Source organism: Nodularia spumigena CCY9414 (assembly GCF_000340565.2).
GTDB classification, from domain to species: Bacteria; Cyanobacteriota; Cyanobacteriia; order Cyanobacteriales; family Nostocaceae; genus Nodularia; species Nodularia spumigena.
The window spans coordinates 1207698-1232356 of sequence record NZ_CP007203.1 but is presented as its reverse complement, the minus strand read 5'-3'; the positions used below and the strand labels follow the sequence as shown (position 1 = coordinate 1232356).

Genomic DNA, 24659 nt, shown 5'->3' with positions numbered 1-24659 from the left:
ATCCAGCAAAATCTCTGGATAGTTTTCGTAGTTGGGCTTCAGCGCTAAAGAGTCAGTTTAACATCCTATAATTTGCATACAATCATTTAATATAACTCTAGTGGGGTATTCTGCCCGCCCTTGATGTAAAAATTCCAAGGGTAACAGCTTAACTAAGAACTGGCGAAGATTTTTTAATTATTTTTTCTCTCTTAATTTATCCTAAACAAATTTATTTTTGCAGAATTAGAGAATTTGTCAATGCTTAAGAGTAAAATTTGATCATAGGCATCTTTAAATTGCATAGCAGAGGTTTTTATCTGATAAAATATCAGATAACAAAATTTAAGTTAACAAATTAGAAGATTCTTTGATAGTTTAATATATTATTTACTATTTCGCTACCAGGGGTTAAGTAGCCTTCATGAAGTATTGGCGTGAAACCATAGCTGTAACACAGCGCATCTTAATTGAATTGTTGCGACGCAGACGCAGCTTAATTTTTTGGAGTATTTTCCCAATTTCCGTATTAATCCTCAGTGGATTTATTTTAGCAGAACGGGCGGAATTACCATTGGCGGAAGCTTTTGCCTATGCTGCGCCCTCAACTTTGGTAGGTGCGGCGTTATTTTTTAGCTGTTTGGGTGGTAGTGTAGCCACTGTCGTTGCGGAAAGAGAGCAGCATACTCTCAAACGCCTGTTTATTTCTCCCTTAAGTGGTGTGTCCTACTTTTTAGGAATTTTTCTGGCTCACAGCTGCATTGGTCTAGGACAGACGCTTTTAGTTTATACTATTGCTGCTTTTTGGGGTGCTACCTTCAATGGTTCTATTATTTTAGGACTGACAATTATTCTCATGAGTATTGTGGCTTATGTTGGTTTAGGCTTTATTTTGGGTACTCAATTAGCACGGCGCATTGAAGATGTTAATGCTTTGGTGGCGGCTTTTGGCGTTCCTTTGTTAATTTTAGGCGGAGCATTTTTACCCGCTTCTCTGTTTCCCCAAGGTTTGATTAATATTGCCAGATTTAATCCTATTTATCACATGAATGAAGCTCTAGTTGGGGTTTCTTCTCAGGGTGCTGATCTTAGTAAGATTACATCACATTTTTGGTTTTTACTAGTGTTTGCTTTGGTGATGGTTATTGGTGGTTGGTTATCTTATCGGCGAATGTTAATGGTGGAAAGAAGACTTTGATTAAATTTGCTTGTAGTGAGGAATTTATTCCTCTTTTATTTTCATATTTACCCTAGAATATTTATGCTGAAAATTACTCATTTAAATAAGTCCTATGGCTCTGTTAAAGTTCTGCAAGATTTGAATCTACAAATCGAGTCTGGGGAAGTTTACGGTTTATTGGGTGCAAATGGATCCGGAAAAACGACAACAATTAATATTATTTGCAATTTACTTAAGGCTGATAGTGGTGATGTGATAATCAATGAGCAAAGAGTTTCTGAAGCTACTAAAAAGATAATTGGGATTGCTCCCCAAGAAAATTTACTCTACAAAACTTTATCTTGTGAGGAAAATCTCAATTTTTTTGCGAATATTTACGGTTTAAGTCGGGAATTACGGCAAAAACAAGTACAGGAAACTCTCGCATCTGTGAATTTACTAGATAGAGCTAAAAGTCCTGTAGAAACTCTCAGTGGAGGAATGCAGCGACGGTTGAATATTGCAGTGGCTTTGGTACATCAGCCGCAGTTAGTTATTTTAGATGAACCCACGACAGGATTAGATATTGAAGCTAGATATCAAATTTGGGAGTTAATTCGGGAACTGAAAAATCAGGGTGTTACTGTTTTATTAACTACTCATTTATTAGATGAAGCCGAGCGACTTTGTGACAAAATTGGCATTCTCAAAAATGGTCACATTTTAGCTGAGGGGAGTTTAGCCCAGTTACGCAAATTGATTCCCGCTTCAGAAGTTTTAGTGGTAAAAACTGCTGAAAAAGAGCAAGCGATCGCTCGCGGAAAAGAATATAATTTTACACATAAATCTTATGGCAATGAGTTAGCTTTTTGGTTGCCAGAGCCTCTAGAATTAAAGGAAATTCTCGCCCGATTTGAAGGCATAGAACTTGATTCCATTTCTCGGCTACCTGTGGGATTAGAACATATTTATTTAGAGGTGACACAAGGATAAAAACCTCACCCCCAACCCCTCTCCTTACTAAGGAGAGGGGAGACGCTACGCGAAACTAAATTATAAAGTTGCTGCGAGTTCCAACAAGCGATCGCCTCCATCCCGAAACACAGGCCAACCGTCACCCACTAGCACAGCTTCTATATGAGGAAGTGCCGCCAGTCGTCGCACAGAAGCCACAGCCGCCTCGCGATTCAGCAACTTCTCATCAGGCAAAATTGTTAAACTACCAGCCTTGCGGGCGCGTACCAAGTCCCCTGTGATTAAAGTTGTTTCCTCCAGTAACAAAGCCAACTCACCCGGAGTCTTAGAACCTTGGAGTTCCAACACTTGTAGTCCTGGAACCACTTCCTCACCATCAGCCAACCAGCGATCGCAATGTATAGGAAAACCATCCTTTTCCCCCACAGGACCAGCGATTTTAGCATAAGTTTGATCAGCAATTTCCTTAGCAGACCGGATATGCTCAGAATTTGTCAACACAATCCAAGCCACACCACCGAGGGATTTCAGGTGATTCCAATCATGATTTGATAAAGCTACGGGGTCAACCAAGATATTACCACCTGGACGAACCCAGGCCATGCCATTGAAATCAATATTTCTTGCAGGATTGAAAGTAGACCAGCCATATAGATCGGGACGGTGTAGAGATTTCATAAAGTTTCTGGTTCAGTACCTTCAATAACTCTGGATTTATAGTTCAGCATCAATAATGTATCAATAATCCCGTCTATAATTCAACGCTTATATATAGTTTTTTGCAATTAGATTTACATTATAGCTTACCTGGCGTAGCTATAGAATAACGAACCACTGAACACAGATGAATCGAAAAATCCCCTGAAATCTGCTGTTTGCTTCTCTTGTTTGTCTGTTTTGCGACACAAGGAAGTCCCAGTGATCAATGTTACAACTTGACAGGATGAAATTTCCCAAAAATCAGACATTATTCTGAGGCGAGATATTAGCTCAGATTGTGATCCCCAGTTCAGCACTGCATAGTTTAAATTAATCTCTACCTAAAGAGAGGAGATTTAAACTATTGCTAAATAAGAGATTTGAAAAATCCTACACTAAAATTATGTAGAATTGGCTAAAAAATCCGGTAATTATGTCGCGTTAGTAGGTTGATAAAATCTGCAAAAAAAATCCTATTGACTCTACAAAAAATATGATTACTGTTAGAAGTAGTCCTGCTTAAAACACTAGATAAGCATCAACAATTCAGGAGGAATTTCCGATGATGATGATGATGACTGAAACCATGACCACCGAAATGCAAAACTGCATGAATGCTTGCATGGAATGTCACAAAATGTGTTTGGAAACCATGACTCACTGCATGAGCCAAGGTGGTAAACAAATGAACATGAGCATGATGGGTATGATGCGCGACTGCGCGGAAATGTGCATGATGTGTATGAACATGATGATGGGTGGTTCTGAATTCATGGGACGCACTTGTATGCTTTGCGCGGAAATGTGCGATCGCTGTGCCACAGCTTGCGAACAAATGAGCCAAGATCAAAAGATGATGGATTGTGCTGCTTCTTGTCGTAGATGTGCGGAAGCTTGCCGATCTATGCAAATGATGCCTGCTTAATACTACCACCTAGCAGAAATTTCTCTGCGAGTTAGTAGTTCAAGCGCTCAGGCTTTGCGGTTTGGGCGTTTGAAGTGTTAATTGAATTCTTTTAGTAACGTTTCCACACTAGCATTGTGATCCAAAAAGGAAAATAAATGCCTGTAAAGCAATTTACCATCTTTATCCAAAACAAACTGGGCTGGTAAAGGCGCACCTAAAGCTTGTCCGACATTGTATTTACGAAACACTCGACAACTAGGATCACTCAACAACGGCATTTTTAAACCCAAATCTTGGATAACTATTTGACTTTGCTGTTCATCAGTGCTAGTAATCATTAAAACTTCGATCCCACGACTTTTAAATTGTTCGTAGTTTTCATTCAAAGCTTTGATATGAGGAAAACAAAAAGGACAATATTGCTTCTCTGTAAATATGCGAGTAAAAGCCAGTAATACTGGTTGCTTACCTTGATAATTTGATAATTTCACCACAGTGCCATTAGTGATATCTGGCAATTGAAAATCTGGTGTTCCTACTCCCAACCTTAGCTGATTTATCGCCGGGATGGGGAAAAAATTGCGAAAAAAGCGCTCATTGAATAACCCACTAAAATCAGTAGAAGTCAGCATATTTTTATGATAATTTATTTAAAAAACCACAGACATACATAGAAAATAACACTTACATAATAACTATCTGTGTTCATCTGTGTGCATCTGTGGTTTTTACATCTTATTTTCTCAAAAAATCTAGACAGCCGAGAAGTAGACTTTCGACTTCACAGGGTCAGGAACCATTGTTTGATCACCAGGTTGCCAACCGGCTGGGCAAACTTCATCGGGGTGAGACTGAACATACTGAAGGGCTTGCAATGTCCGCAGGGTTTCATCAACGCTGCGACCAAAGGCGAGGTTATTCACTGTAGAATGCTGGATGATACCATCTTTATCAATAATGAACAAACCGCGTAAAGCAATACCTGCGGCTGGGTCAAGGACATTGTAGGTGGCGCTAATCTCTTTTTTGATGTCCGAAACTAAGGGATAATTGAGGTCGCCGACACCACCAGACTTGCGTTCAGTTTGAATCCAGGCTAGGTGAGAGAATTCGCTATCAACGGAAACACCGAGAACTTCTGTGTTAACTTTCTTAAATTCTTCGTAGCGATCGCTAAATGCTGTGATCTCAGTGGGGCAAACAAAGGTAAAGTCTAAGGGGTAGAAAAACAGAACCACATACTTACCGCGATAGTCGGAAAGTTTAATGGTCTTAAATTCTTGATCTACCACAGCTGTGGCTGTAAATTCAGGAGCCTGTTGACCAACGCGGAGGCATCCTTCTGTTGCGTAAGTGAGGGACATTAAACGAATTCTCCTTCAACTTATATAAGTATAATAGTGTGGGAATTTGGGTGAGTTGACACTTACCCGGTTACAATTGTCAAAGTTTAATTACAATCTGTTACGACTATATCATAGTCATAACGATTTTGAGTACCAAATGCCTGATTTAGATACAAGAGAATGGTTAGTGACGAATGGCTTGGGAAGTTTTGCCAGTGGGACGATTTCTGATGTGCGGACTCGTACCTATCATGGTTGGCTATTTGCGGCGACCAATCCGCCCTCTGGTCGGACTTTGCTGTTTTCCCACCTAGAAGCCAGTTTAGAAGTCTCAGGAAGGTTGATAGCACTAGGAACAAACTTCTGGGGAAATGGTCAGATTTCGCCCCAAGGCTATAAATTCCTGCACTCTTTTGATATTAACCCAGTTCCCAAATGGATTTGGCAACAAGATAACTGGCAACTAAGCAGACAATTGCTAATGCCTTATGGGTTGGGAAGTGGGGAACAAAATATTTGCTCACATCGGCTGTTGATACAGTATCGCTATGAAGGCAGTGATACAGCCATTTTACGGCTACGGTTGCTCATAGGCGATCGCGATTTTCACCACCAGCAAAAAGGTCATCCCGGCTTAGAGTTTTCCCAACTACTCGCTCAAAATCAAGTTTGTCTCCAAGCCATATTTTCTGGGGAATTTGGCACACCTTGGCATTTGCGTTGGACTCAAGGAGAATATCAAGCAGATGGCGTTTGGTATTGGGATTATCAGTTACCAGAGGAGAAAGAAAGAGGATTAGGCGATCGCGAAGACCTCTATAGTCCTGGTTACTTAACAGTTATACTCCAACCAGGAGATGCAGTCACCCTAGAAGCACAGACGGGTTTACCCAATCGGGAGCAAAGTCTACTCACTCCCGAAATTTTTGCCCAAGCTATAGAAACAGAACAAGAAAGGCTAGCGCAAATTTTTGGCTGGGGAGAAAATAAACCCTTCACATCTCCCATTTGGCAGAAATTATTAACAGCCAGCGATCAATTTATCGTTTATCGAGCCTCGATATCTGGTCCCACAGTCATTGCTGGTTATCATTGGTTCAACGATTGGGGGCGTGATACCTTAATTGCTTTACCGGGTTTAGCCTTAGTCACCCAGCGCTATGAATTAGCAAAAGGGTTATTACAAACCTTTGGGCGTTACTGTCGCCACGGTTTAATTCCCAATGTTTTTCCTGATGTTGATGGAGAACCGGCTTATAACAGTATTGATGCGGCGTTATGGTGGATTGAAACTTTAGGACTTTATTTAGAAGCTACCCAAGACTGGGAATTTTTAGCAGCACAGTTTCCCGTAGTGCAGCAAATCCACAAAGCCTTTATGGGTGGTACACATTACAACATCCAAGTTGATGCTACTGATGGGTTAGTGAGTTGGGACGTGCGCGGTGTTGCACTTACCTGGATGGATGTAGTGATTGAGGGAGAGCCTGTAACACCCCGCAATGGTAAAGCAGTAGAAATCAACGCGCTGTGGTATTCGGCTTTATGTTGGATGAGTCAATGGGCGGAACGCTTGAGCCAAATGGAGTTAGGCGATTCAGCCCGTTTGGCAAAGCAGGCGCAGCGTTATACTCAGCAAGCGCAACAAGTGAGAAATTCGCTGCAAAAGTTCTGGAATCCGCAGCTTGGTTATTTGTATGACACGATTTATCCAGATGATAGTCGTAATTCCCAGATTCGTCCCAATGCAGTTTTAGCGTTGTCGCTGCATCATTGTGGGTTTTCAGAGCAGCAAAGGCGAGCAGTAGTAGATTTAGCAACTTCCCGTTTACTTACTCCCTATGGTCTTCGCAGTCTTGATCCAGCCGACACCGATTATATAAGTAAATACACGGGGGACTCAGAACAGCGCGATCGCTCCTATCATCAAGGTACTGTTTGGGCTTGGCTGATTGGTCCCTTTGTGCGTGCGTGGCAGCGTTCTTACCCAAAACGAAGTTTACCCTTTGATTGGCAACCATTGCTGGATCATTTCCTGGCTGATGGCTGTATTAACTCGATTTCGGAGATATTTGATGGAGATTCGCCTCATGCTCCTAAAGGTGCGATCGCACAAGCTTGGTCAGTTTCCGAGGTAATCAGACACTTTCAATAAATAGTTTATACTTTGATTTTATACAATGATACAATAAATCAAGTATATTTATAGTTACTTTGATTTAGTTTTTTTTAAAACGGCTGCAAAACAGTAAGCGCAAAAATGACAGAAGTTTTACACTTTACAGGATTTATCAAGGGAGTAACCTATAAAACTTACTTAGGAGAAGAATTAAAAGAGATTAGTTTAGAGGAATTTAATATTATCCAAGCAAATACATCTGGATTAATTAAGTCTCCCACTACAGAAATCGCCTATTCGCAATGGGTATCACCTAAAAGAACTAGAAGTTACCCCTTTGCTAGAATTTACAATACATATAATGCTTCCAAAGTAATTACTATTATCCCGGTTATTAAAGACGAGGGTAAAGATGGTGATAGAGATAGAATTCAGTATTCGACAATCTCGTGGATGAATTTACTTAATATTTATATTGTTCTTGCTTATTATGAAACTGCGGAAAAAAGTACAAAAAAAGGGCAAAATAATAAGCATAAACTAACCAACCAGCAATTTAATAATGAATTTGTTAAATCTCAAATTAATGAAATACTTGCATACCGCCAGAGCGCTCTCCATTGGAATAAAAATTTATTTGAAGAAAGATTTGTACAAATTTTTGAAAAAGCTCTCGATTGTTATGATGTTATTTCCAGAAAAACTGAAGTAATGATTCACCCTCGACAAGGGATGGATAACTATTTACAAAGAATTATTGAGGAATTCGAGGAGTTTAAAAATATTTCTCTTAAAGGTTCCCAAAACGCTAGCAAGAGAGAAGCTTTGACATCTCATAAACTGGAATATTTAATTGATGGATTAAAAGCTACTTTTAGTATTGAAAATTACTTAGGAGGAGTGTACTATTTAACTCCCGATGAAATATTCCACGAAAATGATATTTATATAATACAAGAGTCAAAAAACACTTCCAAAGAATCTTTGCCAAAGCTACCTGATATCCAAGATGGTTTATTTAAGTTAATATTATTTTCTAATCTAGATTCGTTAAATCTTAACGGACAACCAGTATCTTTTATAACTAAGTTAAAATTAACTGGTAAAAACGTGATAGGCTCTATTGTGTTTCCAGATGCATCAGCAACGCAGCTAGAATCTTTTTTGAATACTAATGTCAAAATTTTTAACAATAACCAAAGAGAAATAATTAGAAAACTCGCTGTAGAGGCTGATGATAATCAAAAGCTTAAAATAGAAGTGACAAGTAATTAGTATAAGAAATAATTGTAGGTTGGGTTGAACAAAGTAAAACCCAACAAAAGCGAGAATTTTTTGGCGTTGGGTTTCGTTCCTCTACCCAACCTACACCTACTACACCCTTTCCTTCCTTCTTCTTCCCCTCTTCCTTCGTGTCCTTCGTGTCCTTCGTGGTTCGTTCCTCCATGATAAAAAGCCCATTACGATACCCAGGTGGTAAGTCAAGAGCTATTAAGCAAATAGCCGAAAACTTACCAGATAGCTTCTCTGAATTTAGAGAACCATTTGTAGGAGGTGGTTCCGTCTTTATATACTTAAAGCAAAAATTTCCTCACCTCAAAATCTGGATAAACGATTTAAACCGCGAGTTATTTCTATTTTGGAAATATGCGAAATCTGATTTACCCCAGCTAGTCGAAGAAATTCGCCATGTTAAAGATAAATATACAGATGGTAAAATCCTATTTAAAGAATTAACCAGTATAGATACCAAAACATTATCTGATTTTGAGAGAGCAGCACGCTTTTTTATTCTCAATAGAATTACATTTTCTGGGACTGTAGAATCTGGAGGTTATTCTGAGCAAGCTTTTCAGAAACGCTTTACTTACTCCTCAATAGAACGACTAGAGAAATTAGCAGAAATCTTAACCGATGATGTCAAAATCACTAACTTAGATTATAGTCAACTATTAGACGCAGAAGGGAAAAATGTATTCATATTTTTAGACCCCCCTTATTTTGCTGCGACTAAATCCAGGTTATATGGTAAAGATGGTGATTTACACACAACATTTGAGCATCAAAGATTTGCGGAATTGCTCAGAGAATGTCATCACCGTTGGTTAATAACTTACGATGATTCACCTCAAATCAGAGAAAATTTCCCCGACTCTCATCTGTGGGAGTGGGAATTGCAGTATGGCATGAATAACTACAAACAAGGTAGTGCAGCGAAAGGTAAAGAATTATTCATTAGCAATTTTGCTAAAAATCATCAACAGTTAAATCTAGAACTTTAATTGTAATCCCATCAAAATACTTTTCTTTCTTCCAAATGAGCATTAATTTCCTCTTTTGTTCGCCACACTTGTAATTTCAGTTCGTAGGCATCCCAGCCATCATGAGTGTTAACGGTGTGAGTCCAACCTAAATTATCATTGAAGGCGATCGCTAACACGGGAATACCTACCAGTCGCCAGTCTAGAGAATAATCAAATTTAGTTTTTGTAGCAATAAACATTGTATTCATTTGTAAAAAAAATTCTCAAAATTCTTCAACGCAGAAGAATTTTTTCATCATGAAGCTACAATGGTCAAATAATTTTGGAATTTTCAATTATTTAAACACGCCGTATGCGACTAATGGGGATACACATTGGTGTAAGAGCAACTGGGTCTGTAACAATCTGGGAATCTAAGCCAAATACTTCTTGCACAGTGCTTTTACTCATCACTTCTGCTGGCGGACCATAACTATAAACGCTACCCTGCTTTACCGCCACCAAATAATCTGCATAACGACAAGCCTGATTTAAATCATGTAACACCATCACTAAAGTTGTACCATGATTTTGGTTTAATTCCCATAGCAAATCTAAAACTTCAATTTGATATGCTAAATCTAAAAAAGTAGTCGGTTCATCTAATAGTAATATATCCGTATTCTGAGCTAGTGCCATCGCAATCCAAGCCCGTTGTCGCTGTCCACCAGAAAGAGTATCTAACTCACGTTCACTTAGTTCCTTCATTCTAGTGGTTTCTAAGGCTATCTCGACAAATCGTTCATCTTCTTTAGTCCATTGCTGCATCCAATTTTGATAAGGAAACCTGCCACAAGCCACTAAATCTCGTACAGTTAAACCTTCTGGTGCAACTGGTCCTTGAGCCAGAATGCCTAATTTTTTCGCTACCTCTTTTGTTGATAACTTAAACAAATCTGCTGTATCTAAACAAACTGTACCTCCATGAGGTTTCAATAACCTAGCCAAACCCCGCAAAAGTGTAGATTTTCCGCAACCATTAGCACCAACCAAGGCAGTAATTTTTCCTTTTGGGATAGTCAAATCTAAATTTTTGACTATGGTAATGCCATCGTAACCGAGAGTTAAATTGTTAGCTGTTAGTTGATAATCAACCTGAGTATCTAATGTCATTTTTTCCGGGTTTGCACTAATAGATATATAAAATAAGGAGCGCCAATTACAGCAGTCACAATTCCACAAGGAAGTTCCACAGGAGCGAAAATAATTCTTCCCAATAAATCAGCAACCACTACAATCATTGCGCCCCATATCGCTGATACGGGAATTAAACCTTGATGATTACCACCGACTAACTGACGGGCAATATGGGGAGAAATTAATCCGACAAAACCAATGCTTCCAGCAGTGGCGACTGCTGCACCAGAAAGTGCGGCACTAATTAATATTAAAAAACTCCGTTGCCACTCTACTCGACTACCTAAACCTTTTGCTAGTTCATCCCCCAAAGCTAAAGCGTTTAATTGTGGTGCGCTGGCTAAAGCTAAAGGTATAAATACTATCAACCAAGGTAATAAAGCTACTAGCTGTTCCCAACTGCGGCCATAAATACTACCAGCTAGCCAAACTAAGGCTTGACTAACATTGTTAATCTCGCCAAATGTCACCAATAGGCTAGTAAAAGCACCAGTAACAGCAGAAATTCCCACACCAATTAAAATCAGGCGAATGGGATGAGTACCACTATCCCACGCTAGTAGGTAAATCAGCACAGCAGCAGCTAAAGCACCACCAAAGGCGGCTAGAGGCAAACTTCCCGTGGGTAAGTTGGGAAACAGCACAATTAAGGACACAGCAGCTAGTCCAGCACCTGCATTAATCCCAATAATACCTGGGGCTGCTAAAGGATTTCTGGTGATACCTTGCATAATTGTGCCGGAAATTCCTAAAGCCATACCCACAAGTGCAGCTGTTAAAGTTCTTGGTAATCTTAGAGTCTTGATCACAAAAGCATATTCAGGGTTTCCTGTATCTATGCCCAAAACTGTTTGAATTACGGCTAGGGGTGGTGTGGGATATTCGCCGATGGAAGTGCTAATTACCATTGTTACCACAGTAATGATCACTAGGATGAGTAAAACAATGGGAACACGTTTTTGCAGGCGGAAAGAAATCGGAAATATTTTAGAACGGAAAATTAAGCTGTTATTCCTCATTTTTTGATTTTATTTTTCGCTAAATAAATGAAGAATGGCGCACCCAGTAAGGCTGTCATAATCCCTACGGGTATTTCTTGGGGTCGAATGACCAATCTGGCAAAGATATCTGAACTTAACAGGAGAATTGAGCCGAAAAGGGCGCTGTAAGGTAAAATCCATCGGTAATCTACTCCAACGAAGAAGCGAACCATGTGGGGAACAATTAAACCAATAAATCCAATCCCACCAGCAACTGCTACTGCACTACCTTGAAGGAGAAAAACGCTGATGGCGGCGGTAATTTTTATCCATAAGGTTTTTTGACCTAATCCTTGGGCGATATCTTCTCCCAGGCTGAGAATTGTGATTTGTCTTCCCAGGAGGAATGCCAAGATTAAGCCAATACAAATATAAGGCAACACTTGAGTAATGATACTGGTATCGGCACTGGCTAAGGAACCTGCTAACCAAAAGCGAATTTCTTCTAATGTGCGTTGACTGACAATTAAGACGGTGGTGATTAGTGAAGCAAGTAAGGCGCTAATAGCTGCACCAGCAATAGTGATATTAAGTGGCGTTATGCCACTGCGACCCAGGGAAGCTAAAAAATAAACGCTGATAGCGGTTATTCCCGCACCTGCGAAGGCATACCAAATATAAACACTGGGTGCAGATGTACCAAAGATAAAGATAGCGATGACCACAGCGAAGGATGCACCGGCGTTAATTCCTAAAATGCCTGGGTCGGCTAAGGGGTTGCGGGTTATACCTTGCATGAGTGCGCCAGATACAGAAATTGCTGCACCTACGATCACAGCGAGGAGCGATCGCGGTAGTCTGACTGTACGAATAATTAAATGGTCTTTAGAGCCATCAAAGTCAATCAAGGCTGTATAAACTGTATGCCAGGAGATATCTGCTGCGCCGAGAGTAACGCTAAAAAGTAGGGATATAAGGAGAATTAGTAGTCCTATAACTAAACCCGCGACGGGTAAAGTTAGGGACTGTAAAAATCCTTTGTTGAAAGAGGAAGTTAATTTACTCATTATCAATCTGATATTTCTTCTCAAGAGAGTTTAAATTAGTTGATAATTATTTCAAGTGTATATAAGACTAAATAGCATAAATTCTTATTTATTTAAATAGGGATTGCTGAAGAAATGGCAACAGGTGGTAATTTATGGATGACCAGGGCAAAGGTGCAAGGAAAAGGGTTAAAATACGTAAAAACTCTTATACTAAGATGCCTATTTATGTATCTAAAAGCGCCAGAACAGGAAACTGCATCAGAAAAGTTTGAACTATCCTTCCAGGGAAATGTAGCGTCAGAGAGCGGTTTCGACACCCATATTTATAGGTGTAAGATGTGAGCGCCCCAGGAGGGGAAGTCAAAAGTCAAAAGTATTAAATTCCCTCGCAACGAATGAAACAAACACATTTTTTTGTTTGGCTAAAAGCCCTGCTATATAAGGGTTATAAAATGTGTTAGTTAGAAGTTAAGGCAAATATTTAAATAGGTCATCTAAGACTCGATTAGCTGCAATAATTCCCCATCCAGCAACCCATGTATCACCTGTAACTGGATAAACCCGATCTTGTTGAACGGCTTGTAAGCGCGACCAGAGAGGATGATTGGCGAATTGCTTTAACCTTGATTCATTGTGTCCTCCGAGAATTAAGAAAATAACATCACCACCGATTTGAGGAATTAATTCCAAAGAAATGTTTTCGTGATTTTTATCTTTATCTTCATATCGAGGACGAGGTAAACCGATTTCTTTGAGGATTGAGCCACTAAAAGAACGGTGCATATACAGACGAGTATAATTAGCCCAAAAATTAACTAAAGATACTTTAGTTTGGGAAAGGTTTTCTCCCATTTTTTGACGCAGACTTTCTATTCTTTGCTGATAGTCTTGCAATATTTTCTCAGCTTTTGCTGTTTCTCCTAGTGCTTCTGCATATTTTTTTAACCAATCTTGCCATGCACTGTTTTCATCTGCTAATACTGTTGGAGCAATTTGGGATAGTTGCTCATACAATTCAGCATCCCAAGAAAAACCTAAAATCAAGTCTGGTTTGAGATATAAAATCTTTTCTATATTGGGTTGACCATTAGTACCAATTTTTTCAATTCCTGATGTTAAATCATCTAAATAGTTGAGAAATTGATGATCACCTAATGTTGTCGATGCTATTGGTTTTACCCCTAAAGCTAAAACATTATCTAATCCACCTAATACAACTACTCGTTGTGGATGTAAAGGTATTTTGGTTTCACCCATAGCGTGTTTGACTACTCGCATTTCTGAAGTTAAATCTACAGAAGTTGGGATGACATTTTGCGGTGTACTCATTCCACAGCCGATAATTATTAACGCTGTGAAAATGCTGAATAAAACTAACTTAATTTGACGATAATAAACTAGGGAATGCACGAGGGTAAACACCCTGATTAAGAGATTATCTTTAATTGACATTTTCTTGACTATAGCGATGATTACCCAAGTAAATATGGTTTTACTAGTGATTAGACTGTGATTAATGATGGTTTAATTTCCACAAGTTCTGTAATTACAACTTGAGGAAATTTGCTTAATTCATTGTTATTGCATATTCCTCGAAAAATCAAACTTTTACTTTCATCTTCAATCACATTACATCTGTAACGGTTAACCATACCATCAGGTGTTGTGAAGGTTATTTCTACTTTATTAAAAGTTTCATCTTCGTTTTCCTCAATTACATGACCTTGAACTTGGTAATTAAACCAATCCCAATCATTCCTAACAAAAAGCCATAATCAAATAGGAGTCCTATATATATTTATTTCAGAAAAAGGCGGGCAGGATGCTCGCCCCACAATATTACTAAACCCGCCCCTACCACTTCTGAATGTATTTCATTTATTACCAAGTAATCCGATATCCAAAGCTTAAGGTTCTACCTTTACCAGCATAATTAGCACTATCAAAGAAAGGTGAAAAATATTGTGAGTAAACCGGGAAATATTGGTTATTAAATAGGTTTTGAATACCTATTTGTAATTCTCCTTCACCTATTTTGATGCTGCTGAGGTAATCTACTGTCACGTAGCTGCTAATTTTGCCATCTTCTACTCCATCTTCAAAACCGCGATCGCGATTACCAGAATAAAGTAATTGTAATCGGTTGCGCCAACCTTCGAGAGTTTGGTTTTCTATGTAAGCAGTCAATTTGAAAGGTGGAACTGTAATACTATTGAGTGCTACATACTCTCCATCATTATCTTCATCATTTTCACCTTCCGTCCAAGTCGCTGTACCACCCAAATTCCAACCTTCAGAAGGCTGGACATCAACAGCAGCTTCTATACCGTAAACTTTTTGGGGAGCGCGAACAGTTTCTAGGAAATCAGTGTTAGCGTTAAATGAAATAGCCGAACCTAAGTCAGAATAGTTGTAAAAACCAGCAAGGGATGCTTGGAGATTATCCCATTGACCACGAACCCCAATTTCATAGTTGTCTACTTTCTGTGGTTCTGTTAATTGCAAAGAATCCAAAATATTAACTACACCTCCAGGGGGTCTGCGGAAGACACGACCCAAATCGGGAACGGAAAACCCTTGAGCAAAGTTACCAAAAACACTAACTTCTGGCGTAAATTTGTAGACAATTCCAGTATTAAACACTGTAGAATCAAAACTGCGATCGCCTCCTTGAATATCCCGACGGGGAGATTCCGCAGTGGTGTAATCTTCCAAACTCACATCTATATTCACATAACGCAAACCACCGCTTAACCGCAGATTATCACTAACCTCCCATTGCAACTGACCAAATACACCCAATTCGCTAAAGTCATATTCTGGGACAAAAACACGCTCGTCAATTTTGCGAAAGACTCGACCCCCTGATGCATCCAATTCATCACCATCAAAAATATTAAACTTTTGAGAACTTTGCTCATTCTGATAGTCAACACCCCAAAGTAAACTCACGGTTTGTTCAGAATTGAAGGGGGTTTCAACTTGCAATCGTCCTCCCAACTGTTCCGATTCTCCTTCTGACTGAGTGATTGCATCTAATCTTCCCCCTCGGTTATCACTAGGAAGTCCCCCACCAAAACCATAATTACGATAGTAAGCTTGAGCCTGAAGTTTACTATTTAAAATGTTGTCATTAGTGTAATTTAAGCTCAATAAGGTATTGTTGATAAAGCTCCCATAATCAGCACCAATGACAGTTGTTCCTTCTGGTATCTGCAAAACGCGAGATTTTTGAATTCCGGGAATGTCATCAATTGCTTCATCCGATTCAAAATTAGTATCTTGTTTTTGATTAAAATGATTAAAGGTAAATTGCAGACGTTGTTCTGGCGATAATTCTACCCCTATCTTAGCCAAAGCATTTATTTTTCTGCTGTCTTCATCACCTGAAAAATTAGCAATGCGATCGCCTTGTGCATCATAAAAACCCGCAGTTGTAACCAGAGAAAAACCCACCGTATAGTCAAATATGCCTTCTGTCCCAGATATTTGGTGAGATAGATTATAGCCAAAACTATCTTCGGAACGAGTCAAAGAAGTATCCAAACCAATGTTTGTTGTGGAAGTTAATCTTTGACCGCTTGGCCTCTTAGTAATAATATTGACAACCCCACCAGTAGCTTGACCACCATAAATCGCATTCGGACCGCGAACCACCTCAATTCGTTCAATCGCACTGGGATCGATGGTTGTCAGTGCGGCGGGAATTGATTGCAAGTTAGCATTTTGGGGAACACCGTCAATTAAGACGGAAATATTGCGGCCTCGTAAAGTTTGCCCAAATGTATTACTACGATTAGTTGGTGAACCAAAGCCAGGAACAGTTTTCGCCAGAATATCAGCTAAATTGGTACTTAATTTAGATTGCTGCTCAATCTGGTCACGAGTAATTACCGTTACAGAACGCGCGATATTTACGACATCTTCTTCAGTACGAGTTGCCGTCACGACCAATTCTATCCCCTCATCCTCCGGTAATGGTGGTTCGCTCGCTATCTGCTCAGGTTCGGGTGGCTGAAATTCTGTATTTGCTTGGGGTGGTTGAGGTGATATTGTTGATGCAGCTTCAAAAATCAAACCCTCGTTACTATCAAACAACTGAACAGTTGGTAATCCCGACTCTCCTATCAGCGTCACGCGAATAGTATTCTGATCCTGATTAGTTACTTGTAAGAGCGTAATTCCTGCTGTTGGGTTATCTTGACTAAATGTTGTTTGACCATTAGAGAGTTGTAATTGAGCATTACGAATCTCACTAATGTATGTATTACCTTCACTTTTGGCTGATACTTGCAGCTGCTCACCTTTGGAAGTCTCTAAAATAAACTCCACACCCTTATCTGTGCGGTTTACTTTTACACTAGTAATTAGTATGACTGCTTGTTCTGTGGACTGTACTAGCTTTTGAGAACCAGTCAATGGCACCTTGATCTTTGAGTGTTGTATCTTTTGAGAATTTATACTTGTGTCACTGGTATCAAAAGGCTGTAATTCTATCTTTTGTTTCTCCTTACTAAAGACAGGAGTTGTTAACAGCAAAGAAAAAGCACCTGTCAACAACAGGGTTTGAAATAACCGATCTTGTTTCATTCTGCTCCTCACACCCAAGGCTTACGCTTAACTTATACTGGTTATTCCAGTAAACTATTAGCACTAATTTTCAATATGATATTAGATCAAAGTTCAAATTATTACAATCATTTGTCATTAACTAGTGACTTGCATCGCAACTGAGGTAACAGGTTATCTCACCAAGATTCAGTCATTGAAATTCAAGCCCCAAGCCAATCCTAGCGGAAATCTTATCAGCCCCTAGTATTGATTTCCAGAGAATCAAAACCATCAGCAGACTGGTTCCGTTTCGGCTTAAATCCTGACCAAACAAAGGTTTTAAGTAAAAATAGTAATTCTGTTCACTAACTTTCAAGTTTGAGAACTGGGTATTAATAAAAATATCATTGTTCTACAGACATTTTGCTAATTTCTTTTAATAAAAATAAAAATAATAGCTATGTCACTAATTGATAATATAAACTGATGTATCAGTAGTTGCAAATGACTTGTAATTGAAGTAAAGCAAGAATTATTGAAAGTAATTTGCATTAAATACCTTTGGTGTTAGAAATTTGGATATTGAAGTAAGGTAACAACTATTGAGAGTAATCGCACGGGTGCGATTACTCTCAATTACAAGTATTAAATTTAACGGGGGAACGGGCATTACTACTATATCCACCAGGGCTAGATTATCTAACTGCCCTTAGACACCTGAATCCCAACTTTCATATTAATCCCCTGACTATTTTGGATAGTCAGGGGATAGTCAAAAGAGCTTAAATAACAAGTTCAGCCCCCTACAACTATTGATGACTAGGAGGTGAAACACTTATACACTAAGCTTTATTAAATGGCTCAGGTCAGATTTGAACTGACGACCCCAGGCTTATGAGTCCCGTACTCTAACCAACTGAGCTACTGAGCCTTACGTTTCATACTTTCTGATCATAGCATATAGGTTTTGGTATGGCTAGTATTTTGAGAAATTAATTTTTTCAGAGGGGGATGAGGGGTTTTTTGTCACGCAGAGGCGCACCAGGCGCACAGAGGAAGAGAAGAAAAGAGGAGTTCATCCCGCAATATGCATTTTAAATTCCTCTTTCCACCCTTTCCACCTTTCCACCTTTGCGCCTAACGCACTTCGTGCTTCGCTTCGCTGGTGCGCCTTTGCGTGTTAGCGTAGCGGGGCGTAGCCCAACTAACTCTTATTTCCTCCCCGTTGAATACTGCTTTAACACCTGCTGCAAATATTGTCCAGTATAAGAACGGGGATTTTTTGCAACTTCCTCCGGTGTACCCACAGCAATGATTTCTCCCCCTTTATCGCCACCTTCGGGACCTAAATCAATTACCCAATCAGCGCAACGAATCACGTCTAAATTGTGTTCAATGACTAAAATTGAATTACCTTTATCTACTAATCTTTGCAAGACATCCAACAATTTATGGACATCATAAAAAGATAAGCCTGTGGTTGGTTCATCTATTAAATAAAGTGTCTTACCTGTCGCCCGGCGAGATAGTTCTGTGGCTAATTTCACCCGTTGCGCTTCACCACCAGATAAGGTAGTTGCAGGTTGTCCCAGTTTGACGTAACCTAAACCAACATCATATAAAGTTTGCAACCGAGTTACGGCTTTAGGAATGTTTTGGAAAAATTCTAAACTTTCCTCAACCGTCATATTCAGAACATCAGAAATTGATTTATCTTTGTATTTCACTTGCAAAGTTTCCCGGTTATATCTCGCACCTTTGCAAACTTCACACTGGACATAAACATCGGGGAGAAAATTCATTTCAATGACATTTACACCCTGTCCGCTACAAGCTTCACAACGTCCACCTTTAACATTGAAGGAAAATTGTCCGGGTTTATATCCCCTAGCTTTCGCTTCGACTGTTTGGGAAAATACATCCCGAATTGCATCGAAAATACCTGTATATGTTGCAGGATTAGAACGTGGTGTACGTCCTATAGGCGATTGGTCGATAACAATGGCTTTATCAACTGCATTTAATCCCTGAATTTCCTGTAAGTGTCTCGGTAAGGGAATTTTTTTGGTTAAATGATGTTGTAATGAGGGATAAAGTAATTCGTTAATTAAGGTAGATTTACCAGAACCAGAAACACCAGTTACGGCGACAAGTTTACCTAAAGGAATTTCGACATCGATATTTCTTAAATTATTGCGATGGGCGTTTTTAATGACTAAACTGCGCCCGTTTCCTTTTCTCCGTTCCTGTGGAGTGGTAATTACTCTTCTTCCTGATAAATAAGCCCCTGTTAAAGAATCTTCTGCTGCTAATAAAGTTTCTAAATCACCTTGAGAAACAATATTTCCGCCGTGGATTCCTGCACCGGGTCCAATATCAACGATATAATTGGCTGCACGGATGGTTTCTTCATCATGCTCAACGACTATTAAAGTATTACCTAAATCGCGTAATTTAGTTAAAGTTTTGAGTAACCTTCCATTATCTCGTTGATGCAAACCAATACTGGGTTCGTCTAAAACGTAAAGCACTCCTGTTAAACCAGAACCAATTTGCGTTGCTAACCGAATTCGTTGGGCTTCTCCACCAGAAAGAGTCATGGCGGGACGATCTAAGGTAAGATAATCTAAACCAACATCTAACAAAAATTGCAATCTAGCTTTGATTTCTCTTAAAACTAAATCAGCAATTTGAATTTGCCGATCGCCCAATTCTAACAAATCAATTCTTTCCCGACAATCTTGAATCGAAACCCCAGTTAAATCTAAAATTCCATATTGTCCCAACCGTACAGCCAAAGCTTCCGGTTTTAACCGTTTCCCTCCACAAACCTCACAAGGTTGATCAACTAAATATTGCTCTAACTTCTGTTTAACTAACTCCGTTCCACCCTCATATTGACGTTGCAAAATCGGAATCACACCCTTAAAACTCTGTGTCCTCTGCGCCTCTGCGGTTCGTTTTTCCTTCTCCCCATACATCACAGTATGCTGCTGTTCTACTGTTAGCTGATTCCACTTAGCTTGTAACTCAAACCCAGTAGACTGTCCCACACTATAAAGCAATTCCAAATAATAAGAATTATCTTTTTCCGACCAAGGAGCGATCGCCGCGTAAATTGGTGCGTCCGGGTCTGGTACAATCAAATCAGGCGTAAATGTCTTTAAAGTCCCAATTCCGTGACAATGGGGACAAGCACCATAAGGCGAGTTAAAAGAAAACAGGCGCGGTGATAACTCTTCCATCACCGCCCCATGTACCGGACAAGCAAAGTTTTCCGAAAATACTAATTCTTCTTCTGTATCTTCGCCGCTATCAGATGTCACACTCACAAGAATGGTAGCAATACCACCAGACTGTTTTAAGCACGTAGACAAAGAATCAACCAAACGCTCTTGAATACCAGCTTTTTTCACCAAGCGGTCGATAACAACTTCTATAGTATGGGTAATATTTTTATCTAATTCAATCGAGTCAGAAAGTTCCCGCACTTCTCCATCTACACGCACCCGCACGAAACCCTGAGAAGCGAGACTTGATATCAGCTTGCGGTGAGTCCCTTTTTTACCTCTGACAACAGGCGCAAGAATTTGGAATTTAGTTCTGTCTGGTAAATCGGAGATGCGATCGCACATTTCGTCAATGGTCTGGGGTGCTATCGAGCGATCGCATATCGGACAATGGGGTTCACCAGCGCGACCAAACAATAGTCGCAGATAGTCGTAAATTTCCGTTACCGTCCCCACCGTCGAACGGGGGTTATGGGAAGTAGACTTTTGATCGATGGAAATCGCCGGACTTAAGCCTTCAATGGCTTCTACATCCGGTTTGTCTAATTGACCTAAAAATTGCCGAGCGTAGGCGCTGAGGGACTCTACATAACGCCGTTGCCCTTCTGCGAAAATGGTATCAAAGGCTAAAGAAGATTTACCCGAACCAGAAACGCCAGTAAAAACAATCAGGCGATCGCGCGGTAATTCCAAATCAATATTTTTCAGATTATGCTGCCTAGCACCCCGAATGCGAATGGTATTCTGGCTATGATGGTGAGATAAGGATCGGGCGAGCTTGTGATCTGACATATCGGCTTAGTGATACCTAAGAGGCGACTGGAAACAATCCTTCATAATACTATCTTTAATCCGGTTCTCGTAGAACAATTGTACTGTTTCATGTAGTGATTTCTTCACAGCATTTTTTTAAGCTATTTGTGATATTTTTTACAGCCGACACAATTGCAGATGTGCCAGCTAGTATGGTAATTTTACACCCGTAGGTAAAGACATAGAATTGCGTGTAAATGGCCTCTTGGCAGATCCGACTTGAATTGGGAGAACAGAAACCAATGACAAGACTAACTTAGTAATGCAGACATGGTATGGTGTCTCCCTCAAAGAAGGGCGCTGAATCTAGAACTGTTTTTTGAGAGTGTAAACCCCCGAATCAGAGGCGCGATGCTATTAAACATCGACTGAACTCAAATATCCGTCTGAAAAAAACTTTGTAGGAATCGCTATATTAATCCAGTAGCCACATTGGTGACGTGATATTTTTTGCCAAAAGATATTAAATGAAACTTAAAATTAAGGTGAAAACTTGTTCAATAGGATACTAAATTTGTTAGCCTTTCATGGAGATATAGCAAAACTCAAAAGTGAAATGCTTGCTGTGAATTGGTTTGGGAATTTTGTCATGTCTTAACCACCCTGGCGGTTGCTGTATCATAGGCATTACTCAATTAGTTATTTTCAATTGAATCAATAATTATGCCTAATATTTCCGCAAAACCTGGAAAAATTAGTCATTAGTCAGATGAAATGCTGACCACAAACAACTAAACTGGCATACTGACGACCTAATCAAAATAATTTTGGCATCGAGGCTAATATGACTTTAGTAAGTACCCCACAAACAAAGCCTTTAGCAGATGAAGAACTGCATAAAATAAACGCTTACTGGCGTGCGGCTAACTATCTTTCAGTTGGGCAAATATATCTATTCGACAATCCCCTGCTACGAGAACCTTTAAAAAAGGAACACGTCAAACCCCGACTTTTGGGACATTGGGGAACAACACCGGGGCTGAACTTTATTTATGTTCATCTCAACCGAGTCATTAAAAAGTATGACCTCAACACAATATACATTGCTGGCCCCGGTCATGGCGGCCCCGGACTGGTAGCCAATACCTACCTAGAAGGAACTTACAGCGAATACTATCCCAACATTTCCCAGGATACTGAGGGAATGAAAAAACTCTTCAAACAGTTTTCTTTTCCTGGTGGTATTCCGAGCCATGTAGCACCAGAAACCCCTGGTTCAATTCATGAAGGTGGTGAACTGGGTTATGCACTTGTTCATGCTTATGGTGCGGCTTTTGATAACCCCGACTTAATTGTGGCGGCTGTTGTAGGCGACGGTGAAGCGGAAACAGGGGCTTTAGCGACAAGTTGGCATTCTAACAAATTTCTCAATCCTGTCCATGATGGTGCAGTGCTGCCGATATTACACCTGAATGGCTATAAAATTGCTAACCCCACCTTACTCGCAAGGTTGAGTTATGAGGAATTGGAAAATCTATTTTTAGGTTATGGTTACAAACCTTATTTTGTCGAAGGTGTTGAACCCGCAGATGTTCACCAGCAAATGGCCGCAACTTTAGATATTGCGATCGCCGAAATTCAAAACATCCAAAGAGAAGCCCGTGTACATGGTTTCAGCCAGCGTCCCCAGTGGCCGATGATTATCCTCAGAACCCCCAAAGGTTGGACAGGCCCCAAGGAAGTTAATGGCAAAAAAACCGAAGGTTACTGGCGATCGCATCAAGTACCATTTGGTAACGTCACCAGCAACCCAGAACACCTGAAATTACTCGAAGAATGGATGAAGAGTTACAAACCAGAAGAACTCTTCGATGCTAACGGAACACTCATTCCCGAACTCGCAGAACTAGCGCCCGCAGGACATCGACGCATGGGCGACAATCCCCACACCAACGGCGGTATGCTGCTGCGGGACCTAAAAATGCCTGATTTCCCAGACTATGCAGTTGATGTTACCCACCCAGGGACAACTTACGCCGAAGCTACCAAAGTGATGGGACAGCTTCTGCGGGATGTCATGAAACTCAACGAAGAAAGCAGCAACTTTCGCATCTTTGGCCCTGACGAAACAGCATCAAATCGCCTCGGTGCTGTGCTGGAAGTCACAGACCGGACTTGGGTAGCCGACATCCTCCCAGAAGACGAAAATCTTTCCCCCAATGGTCGGGTGATGGAAGTCCTCAGTGAAACCAATTGTCAAGGCTGGTTAGAAGGCTACCTACTTACAGGTCGTCATGGGTTTTTCTCCTGCTATGAAGCCTTTATCCACATCATTGACTCGATGTTCAACCAGCACGCCAAATGGCTGAAAACCACCAATGATATCCCTTGGCGGCGACCCATTGCTTCTCTCAACTACTTACTAACTTCTCACGTTTGGCGACAAGACCACAACGGTTTCTCTCACCAAGACCCTGGTTTTATCGACCATGTACTCAACAAAAAAGCCGAGATTATTCGCGTCTATCTACCACCCGATGCTAATACTTTGCTATCAGTCACAGACCATTGCTTGAGAAGTCGTCACTATGTAAATGTCATCGTTGCAGGTAAGCAGCCATCATTACAATACCTAGATATGGATGCCGCAATCAAGCACTGCACCAAAGGACTGAGTATTTGGGAATGGGCTAGTAACGATAAAGGTAGCGAACCCGATGTAGTCATGGCTTGTGCTGGGGACGTTCCCACCTTAGAAACCTTAGCCGCCGTGGATATTCTCCGCCAGCACTTCCCAGAATTAAAGGTGCGGGTAGTGAACATCGTCAACTTGATGAAACTACAGCCCCAAAGTGAGCATCCCCACGGTTTAAGCAATAAAGAGTTTGATACAATTTTTACCACAGATAAACCGATCATCTTTGCTTTTCATGGTTATCCCTGGCTGATTCATCGCCTGACTTATCGCCACACCAACCACAAGAACTTGCACGTCCGTGGTTATAAGGAAGAAGGAACTACCACTACCCCCTTTGATATGGTAGTGCTGAACGATCTTGATCGCTTTCACCTCGTAATGGACGTAATTGACCGCGTACCACAACTAGGTTCTAAAGCCGCTTATGTGAAACAGATGTTACAAGATAAGCTGATTGAACATAAGCACTATATTCAGCAACACGGTGAAGATATGCCGGAAATTCGCGATTGGAAATGGTCTTATTAATGGCTGACATCAAACCATTTTTAGGATTTCATTAATTTTTTAACTTAGCAAATCAGATCCCCGACTTCTTGAAGAAGTTGGGGATCTTTGTGTTTATAAATCGGAGATCAAATTTTTTTGGTTGTTGTTAGTGCTGAACTAAATCACGCTGTTGTCTTGTATAATGACTTACACAAAATAGTAAGT

The 24659-nt window shown here is 40.2% G+C and carries 17 protein-coding genes, 1 tRNA gene and 1 pseudogene; 7 read left to right on the top strand and 12 right to left on the bottom strand.

All coding sequences use genetic code 11. The annotated features are described in order from the left end of the window. Nucleotides 1–403 precede the first annotated feature (403 nt). Together NSP_RS05425 and NSP_RS05420 are read left to right on the top strand one after the other, a co-directional pair. Complete coding sequence (locus NSP_RS05425; RefSeq protein ID WP_006194948.1) at nucleotides 404–1177, top strand: ABC transporter permease; 774 nt, start codon at nucleotides 404–406, stop codon at nucleotides 1175–1177. Between the two features lie 63 nt (nucleotides 1178–1240). Continuing rightward, entirely contained in the window at nucleotides 1241–2131 is an 891-nt protein-coding gene (locus NSP_RS05420; RefSeq protein WP_006194947.1) for an ABC transporter ATP-binding protein, read from the top strand. A gap of 60 nt (nucleotides 2132–2191) precedes the next feature. Here the strand turns inward: NSP_RS05420 and NSP_RS05415 are convergent, their stop codons facing one another. Beyond that, on the bottom strand, nucleotides 2192–2791 hold the full coding sequence (locus NSP_RS05415; RefSeq protein ID WP_006194946.1) for an MBL fold metallo-hydrolase: 600 nt from the start codon (nucleotides 2789–2791) through the stop codon (nucleotides 2192–2194). Nucleotides 2792–3374: 583 nt separating this feature from the next. Here NSP_RS05415 and NSP_RS05410 point away from each other — a divergent pair. Beyond that, entirely contained in the window at nucleotides 3375–3737 is a 363-nt protein-coding gene (locus NSP_RS05410) for a four-helix bundle copper-binding protein (RefSeq protein ID WP_006194945.1), read from the top strand. 77 nt (nucleotides 3738–3814) lie between these two features. Here NSP_RS05410 and NSP_RS05405 read toward each other — a convergent pair whose 3' ends face one another. Then, on the bottom strand, nucleotides 3815–4351 hold the full coding sequence (locus tag NSP_RS05405) for a peroxiredoxin family protein (RefSeq protein WP_006194944.1): 537 nt from the start codon (nucleotides 4349–4351) through the stop codon (nucleotides 3815–3817). A gap of 120 nt (nucleotides 4352–4471) precedes the next feature. Then, a complete protein-coding gene (locus tag NSP_RS05400) occupies nucleotides 4472–5083 on the bottom strand; it encodes a peroxiredoxin (protein WP_006194943.1) in 612 nt (203 codons plus the stop codon). A gap of 139 nt (nucleotides 5084–5222) precedes the next feature. On the opposite strand from NSP_RS05400, the gene NSP_RS05395 reads away from it, so the two are divergent. The 3 genes from NSP_RS05395 to NSP_RS05380 all read left to right on the top strand — a co-directional run bounded on the left by NSP_RS05395 (nucleotide 5223) and on the right by NSP_RS05380 (nucleotide 9466). Continuing rightward, a complete protein-coding gene (locus NSP_RS05395) occupies nucleotides 5223–7220 on the top strand; it encodes an amylo-alpha-1,6-glucosidase (protein ID WP_006194942.1) in 1998 nt (665 codons plus the stop codon). Nucleotides 7221–7325: 105 nt separating this feature from the next. Beyond that, nucleotides 7326–8459: a hypothetical protein gene (locus NSP_RS05390; protein ID WP_006194941.1), complete on the top strand. Its 1134-nt coding sequence runs from the start codon at nucleotides 7326–7328 to the stop codon at nucleotides 8457–8459. Between the two features lie 170 nt (nucleotides 8460–8629). Then, the gene (locus NSP_RS05380) at nucleotides 8630–9466 is read left to right on the top strand and encodes a DNA adenine methylase (RefSeq protein WP_006194940.1); all 837 of its coding nucleotides are present in this window, start codon (nucleotides 8630–8632) and stop codon (nucleotides 9464–9466) included. 71 nt (nucleotides 9467–9537) lie between these two features. Here NSP_RS05380 and NSP_RS27490 read toward each other — a convergent pair. The 9 genes and pseudogenes from NSP_RS27490 to uvrA form a co-directional block, all read right to left on the bottom strand. Further along, nucleotides 9538–9639: pseudogene (locus NSP_RS27490) on the bottom strand (penicillin acylase family protein); the annotation flags it as partial. Between the two features lie 148 nt (nucleotides 9640–9787). Beyond that, nucleotides 9788–10600 carry an ABC transporter ATP-binding protein gene (locus NSP_RS05370; protein ID WP_006194938.1) on the bottom strand — a complete coding sequence of 271 codons (813 nt, stop codon included), beginning with the start codon at nucleotides 10598–10600 and terminating at the stop codon, nucleotides 9788–9790. Then, nucleotides 10597–11643, bottom strand: a complete 1047-nt coding sequence (locus NSP_RS05365; protein ID WP_006194937.1) for a FecCD family ABC transporter permease — start codon at nucleotides 11641–11643, stop codon at nucleotides 10597–10599. Before NSP_RS05365 ends, NSP_RS05370 begins: the two co-directional genes overlap by 4 nt. Next, nucleotides 11640–12671, bottom strand: coding sequence for a FecCD family ABC transporter permease (locus NSP_RS05360; RefSeq protein ID WP_006194936.1), 1032 nt, complete (start codon nucleotides 12669–12671; stop codon nucleotides 11640–11642). The genes NSP_RS05365 and NSP_RS05360 overlap by 4 nt, the downstream gene beginning before the upstream one ends. Before the next feature lie 450 nt (nucleotides 12672–13121). Beyond that, nucleotides 13122–14105, bottom strand: a complete 984-nt coding sequence (locus NSP_RS05350) for an ABC transporter substrate-binding protein (protein WP_006194934.1) — start codon at nucleotides 14103–14105, stop codon at nucleotides 13122–13124. A 50-nt stretch (nucleotides 14106–14155) separates the two neighbouring features. After that, nucleotides 14156–14305 (bottom strand): hypothetical protein, encoded by a 150-nt coding sequence (locus tag NSP_RS25875; protein WP_006194933.1) that lies wholly within the window; start codon nucleotides 14303–14305, stop codon nucleotides 14156–14158. A 229-nt stretch (nucleotides 14306–14534) separates the two neighbouring features. After that, nucleotides 14535–17243, bottom strand: a complete 2709-nt coding sequence (locus NSP_RS05345) for a TonB-dependent siderophore receptor (protein ID WP_006194932.1) — start codon at nucleotides 17241–17243, stop codon at nucleotides 14535–14537. Nucleotides 17244–18061: 818 nt separating this feature from the next. After that, nucleotides 18062–18135: transfer RNA gene (locus tag NSP_RS05340), tRNA-Met, on the bottom strand. A gap of 280 nt (nucleotides 18136–18415) precedes the next feature. Next, nucleotides 18416–21286 (bottom strand): excinuclease ABC subunit UvrA, encoded by a 2871-nt coding sequence (uvrA, locus tag NSP_RS05335; RefSeq protein ID WP_006194931.1) that lies wholly within the window; start codon nucleotides 21284–21286, stop codon nucleotides 18416–18418. Nucleotides 21287–22091: 805 nt separating this feature from the next. On the opposite strand from uvrA, the gene NSP_RS05330 reads away from it, so the two are divergent. Continuing rightward, nucleotides 22092–24473, top strand: a complete 2382-nt coding sequence (locus tag NSP_RS05330) for a phosphoketolase family protein (protein ID WP_006194930.1) — start codon at nucleotides 22092–22094, stop codon at nucleotides 24471–24473. Nucleotides 24474–24659 lie beyond the last annotated feature (186 nt).

Excerpts from the sequence above, each read along its gene's own strand:
- NSP_RS05350 (WP_006194934.1), bottom strand. The coding sequence starts at position 14,105 with ATGTCAATTAAAGATAATCTCTTAATCAGGGTGTTTACCCTCGTGCAT.
- NSP_RS05330 (WP_006194930.1), top strand. The coding sequence starts at position 22,092 with ATGACTTTAGTAAGTACCCCACAAACAAAGCCTTTAGCAGATGAAGAA.
- NSP_RS05395 (WP_006194942.1), top strand. The coding sequence starts at position 5,223 with ATGCCTGATTTAGATACAAGAGAATGGTTAGTGACGAATGGCTTGGGA.
- NSP_RS05380 (WP_006194940.1), top strand. The coding sequence starts at position 8,630 with ATGATAAAAAGCCCATTACGATACCCAGGTGGTAAGTCAAGAGCTATT.
- NSP_RS05370 (WP_006194938.1), bottom strand. The coding sequence starts at position 10,600 with ATGACATTAGATACTCAGGTTGATTATCAACTAACAGCTAACAATTTA.
- NSP_RS05360 (WP_006194936.1), bottom strand. The coding sequence starts at position 12,671 with ATGAGTAAATTAACTTCCTCTTTCAACAAAGGATTTTTACAGTCCCTA.
- NSP_RS05425 (WP_006194948.1), top strand. The coding sequence starts at position 404 with ATGAAGTATTGGCGTGAAACCATAGCTGTAACACAGCGCATCTTAATT.
- NSP_RS05420 (WP_006194947.1), top strand. The coding sequence starts at position 1,241 with ATGCTGAAAATTACTCATTTAAATAAGTCCTATGGCTCTGTTAAAGTT.
- NSP_RS05400 (WP_006194943.1), bottom strand. The coding sequence starts at position 5,083 with ATGTCCCTCACTTACGCAACAGAAGGATGCCTCCGCGTTGGTCAACAG.
- NSP_RS05415 (WP_006194946.1), bottom strand. The coding sequence starts at position 2,791 with ATGAAATCTCTACACCGTCCCGATCTATATGGCTGGTCTACTTTCAAT.
- uvrA (WP_006194931.1), bottom strand. The coding sequence starts at position 21,286 with ATGTCAGATCACAAGCTCGCCCGATCCTTATCTCACCATCATAGCCAG.
- NSP_RS25875 (WP_006194933.1), bottom strand. The coding sequence starts at position 14,305 with ATGGTTAACCGTTACAGATGTAATGTGATTGAAGATGAAAGTAAAAGT.
- NSP_RS05410 (WP_006194945.1), top strand. The coding sequence starts at position 3,375 with ATGATGATGATGATGACTGAAACCATGACCACCGAAATGCAAAACTGC.
- NSP_RS05365 (WP_006194937.1), bottom strand. The coding sequence starts at position 11,643 with ATGAGGAATAACAGCTTAATTTTCCGTTCTAAAATATTTCCGATTTCT.
- NSP_RS05390 (WP_006194941.1), top strand. The coding sequence starts at position 7,326 with ATGACAGAAGTTTTACACTTTACAGGATTTATCAAGGGAGTAACCTAT.
- NSP_RS05345 (WP_006194932.1), bottom strand. The coding sequence starts at position 17,243 with ATGAAACAAGATCGGTTATTTCAAACCCTGTTGTTGACAGGTGCTTTT.
- NSP_RS05405 (WP_006194944.1), bottom strand. The coding sequence starts at position 4,351 with ATGCTGACTTCTACTGATTTTAGTGGGTTATTCAATGAGCGCTTTTTT.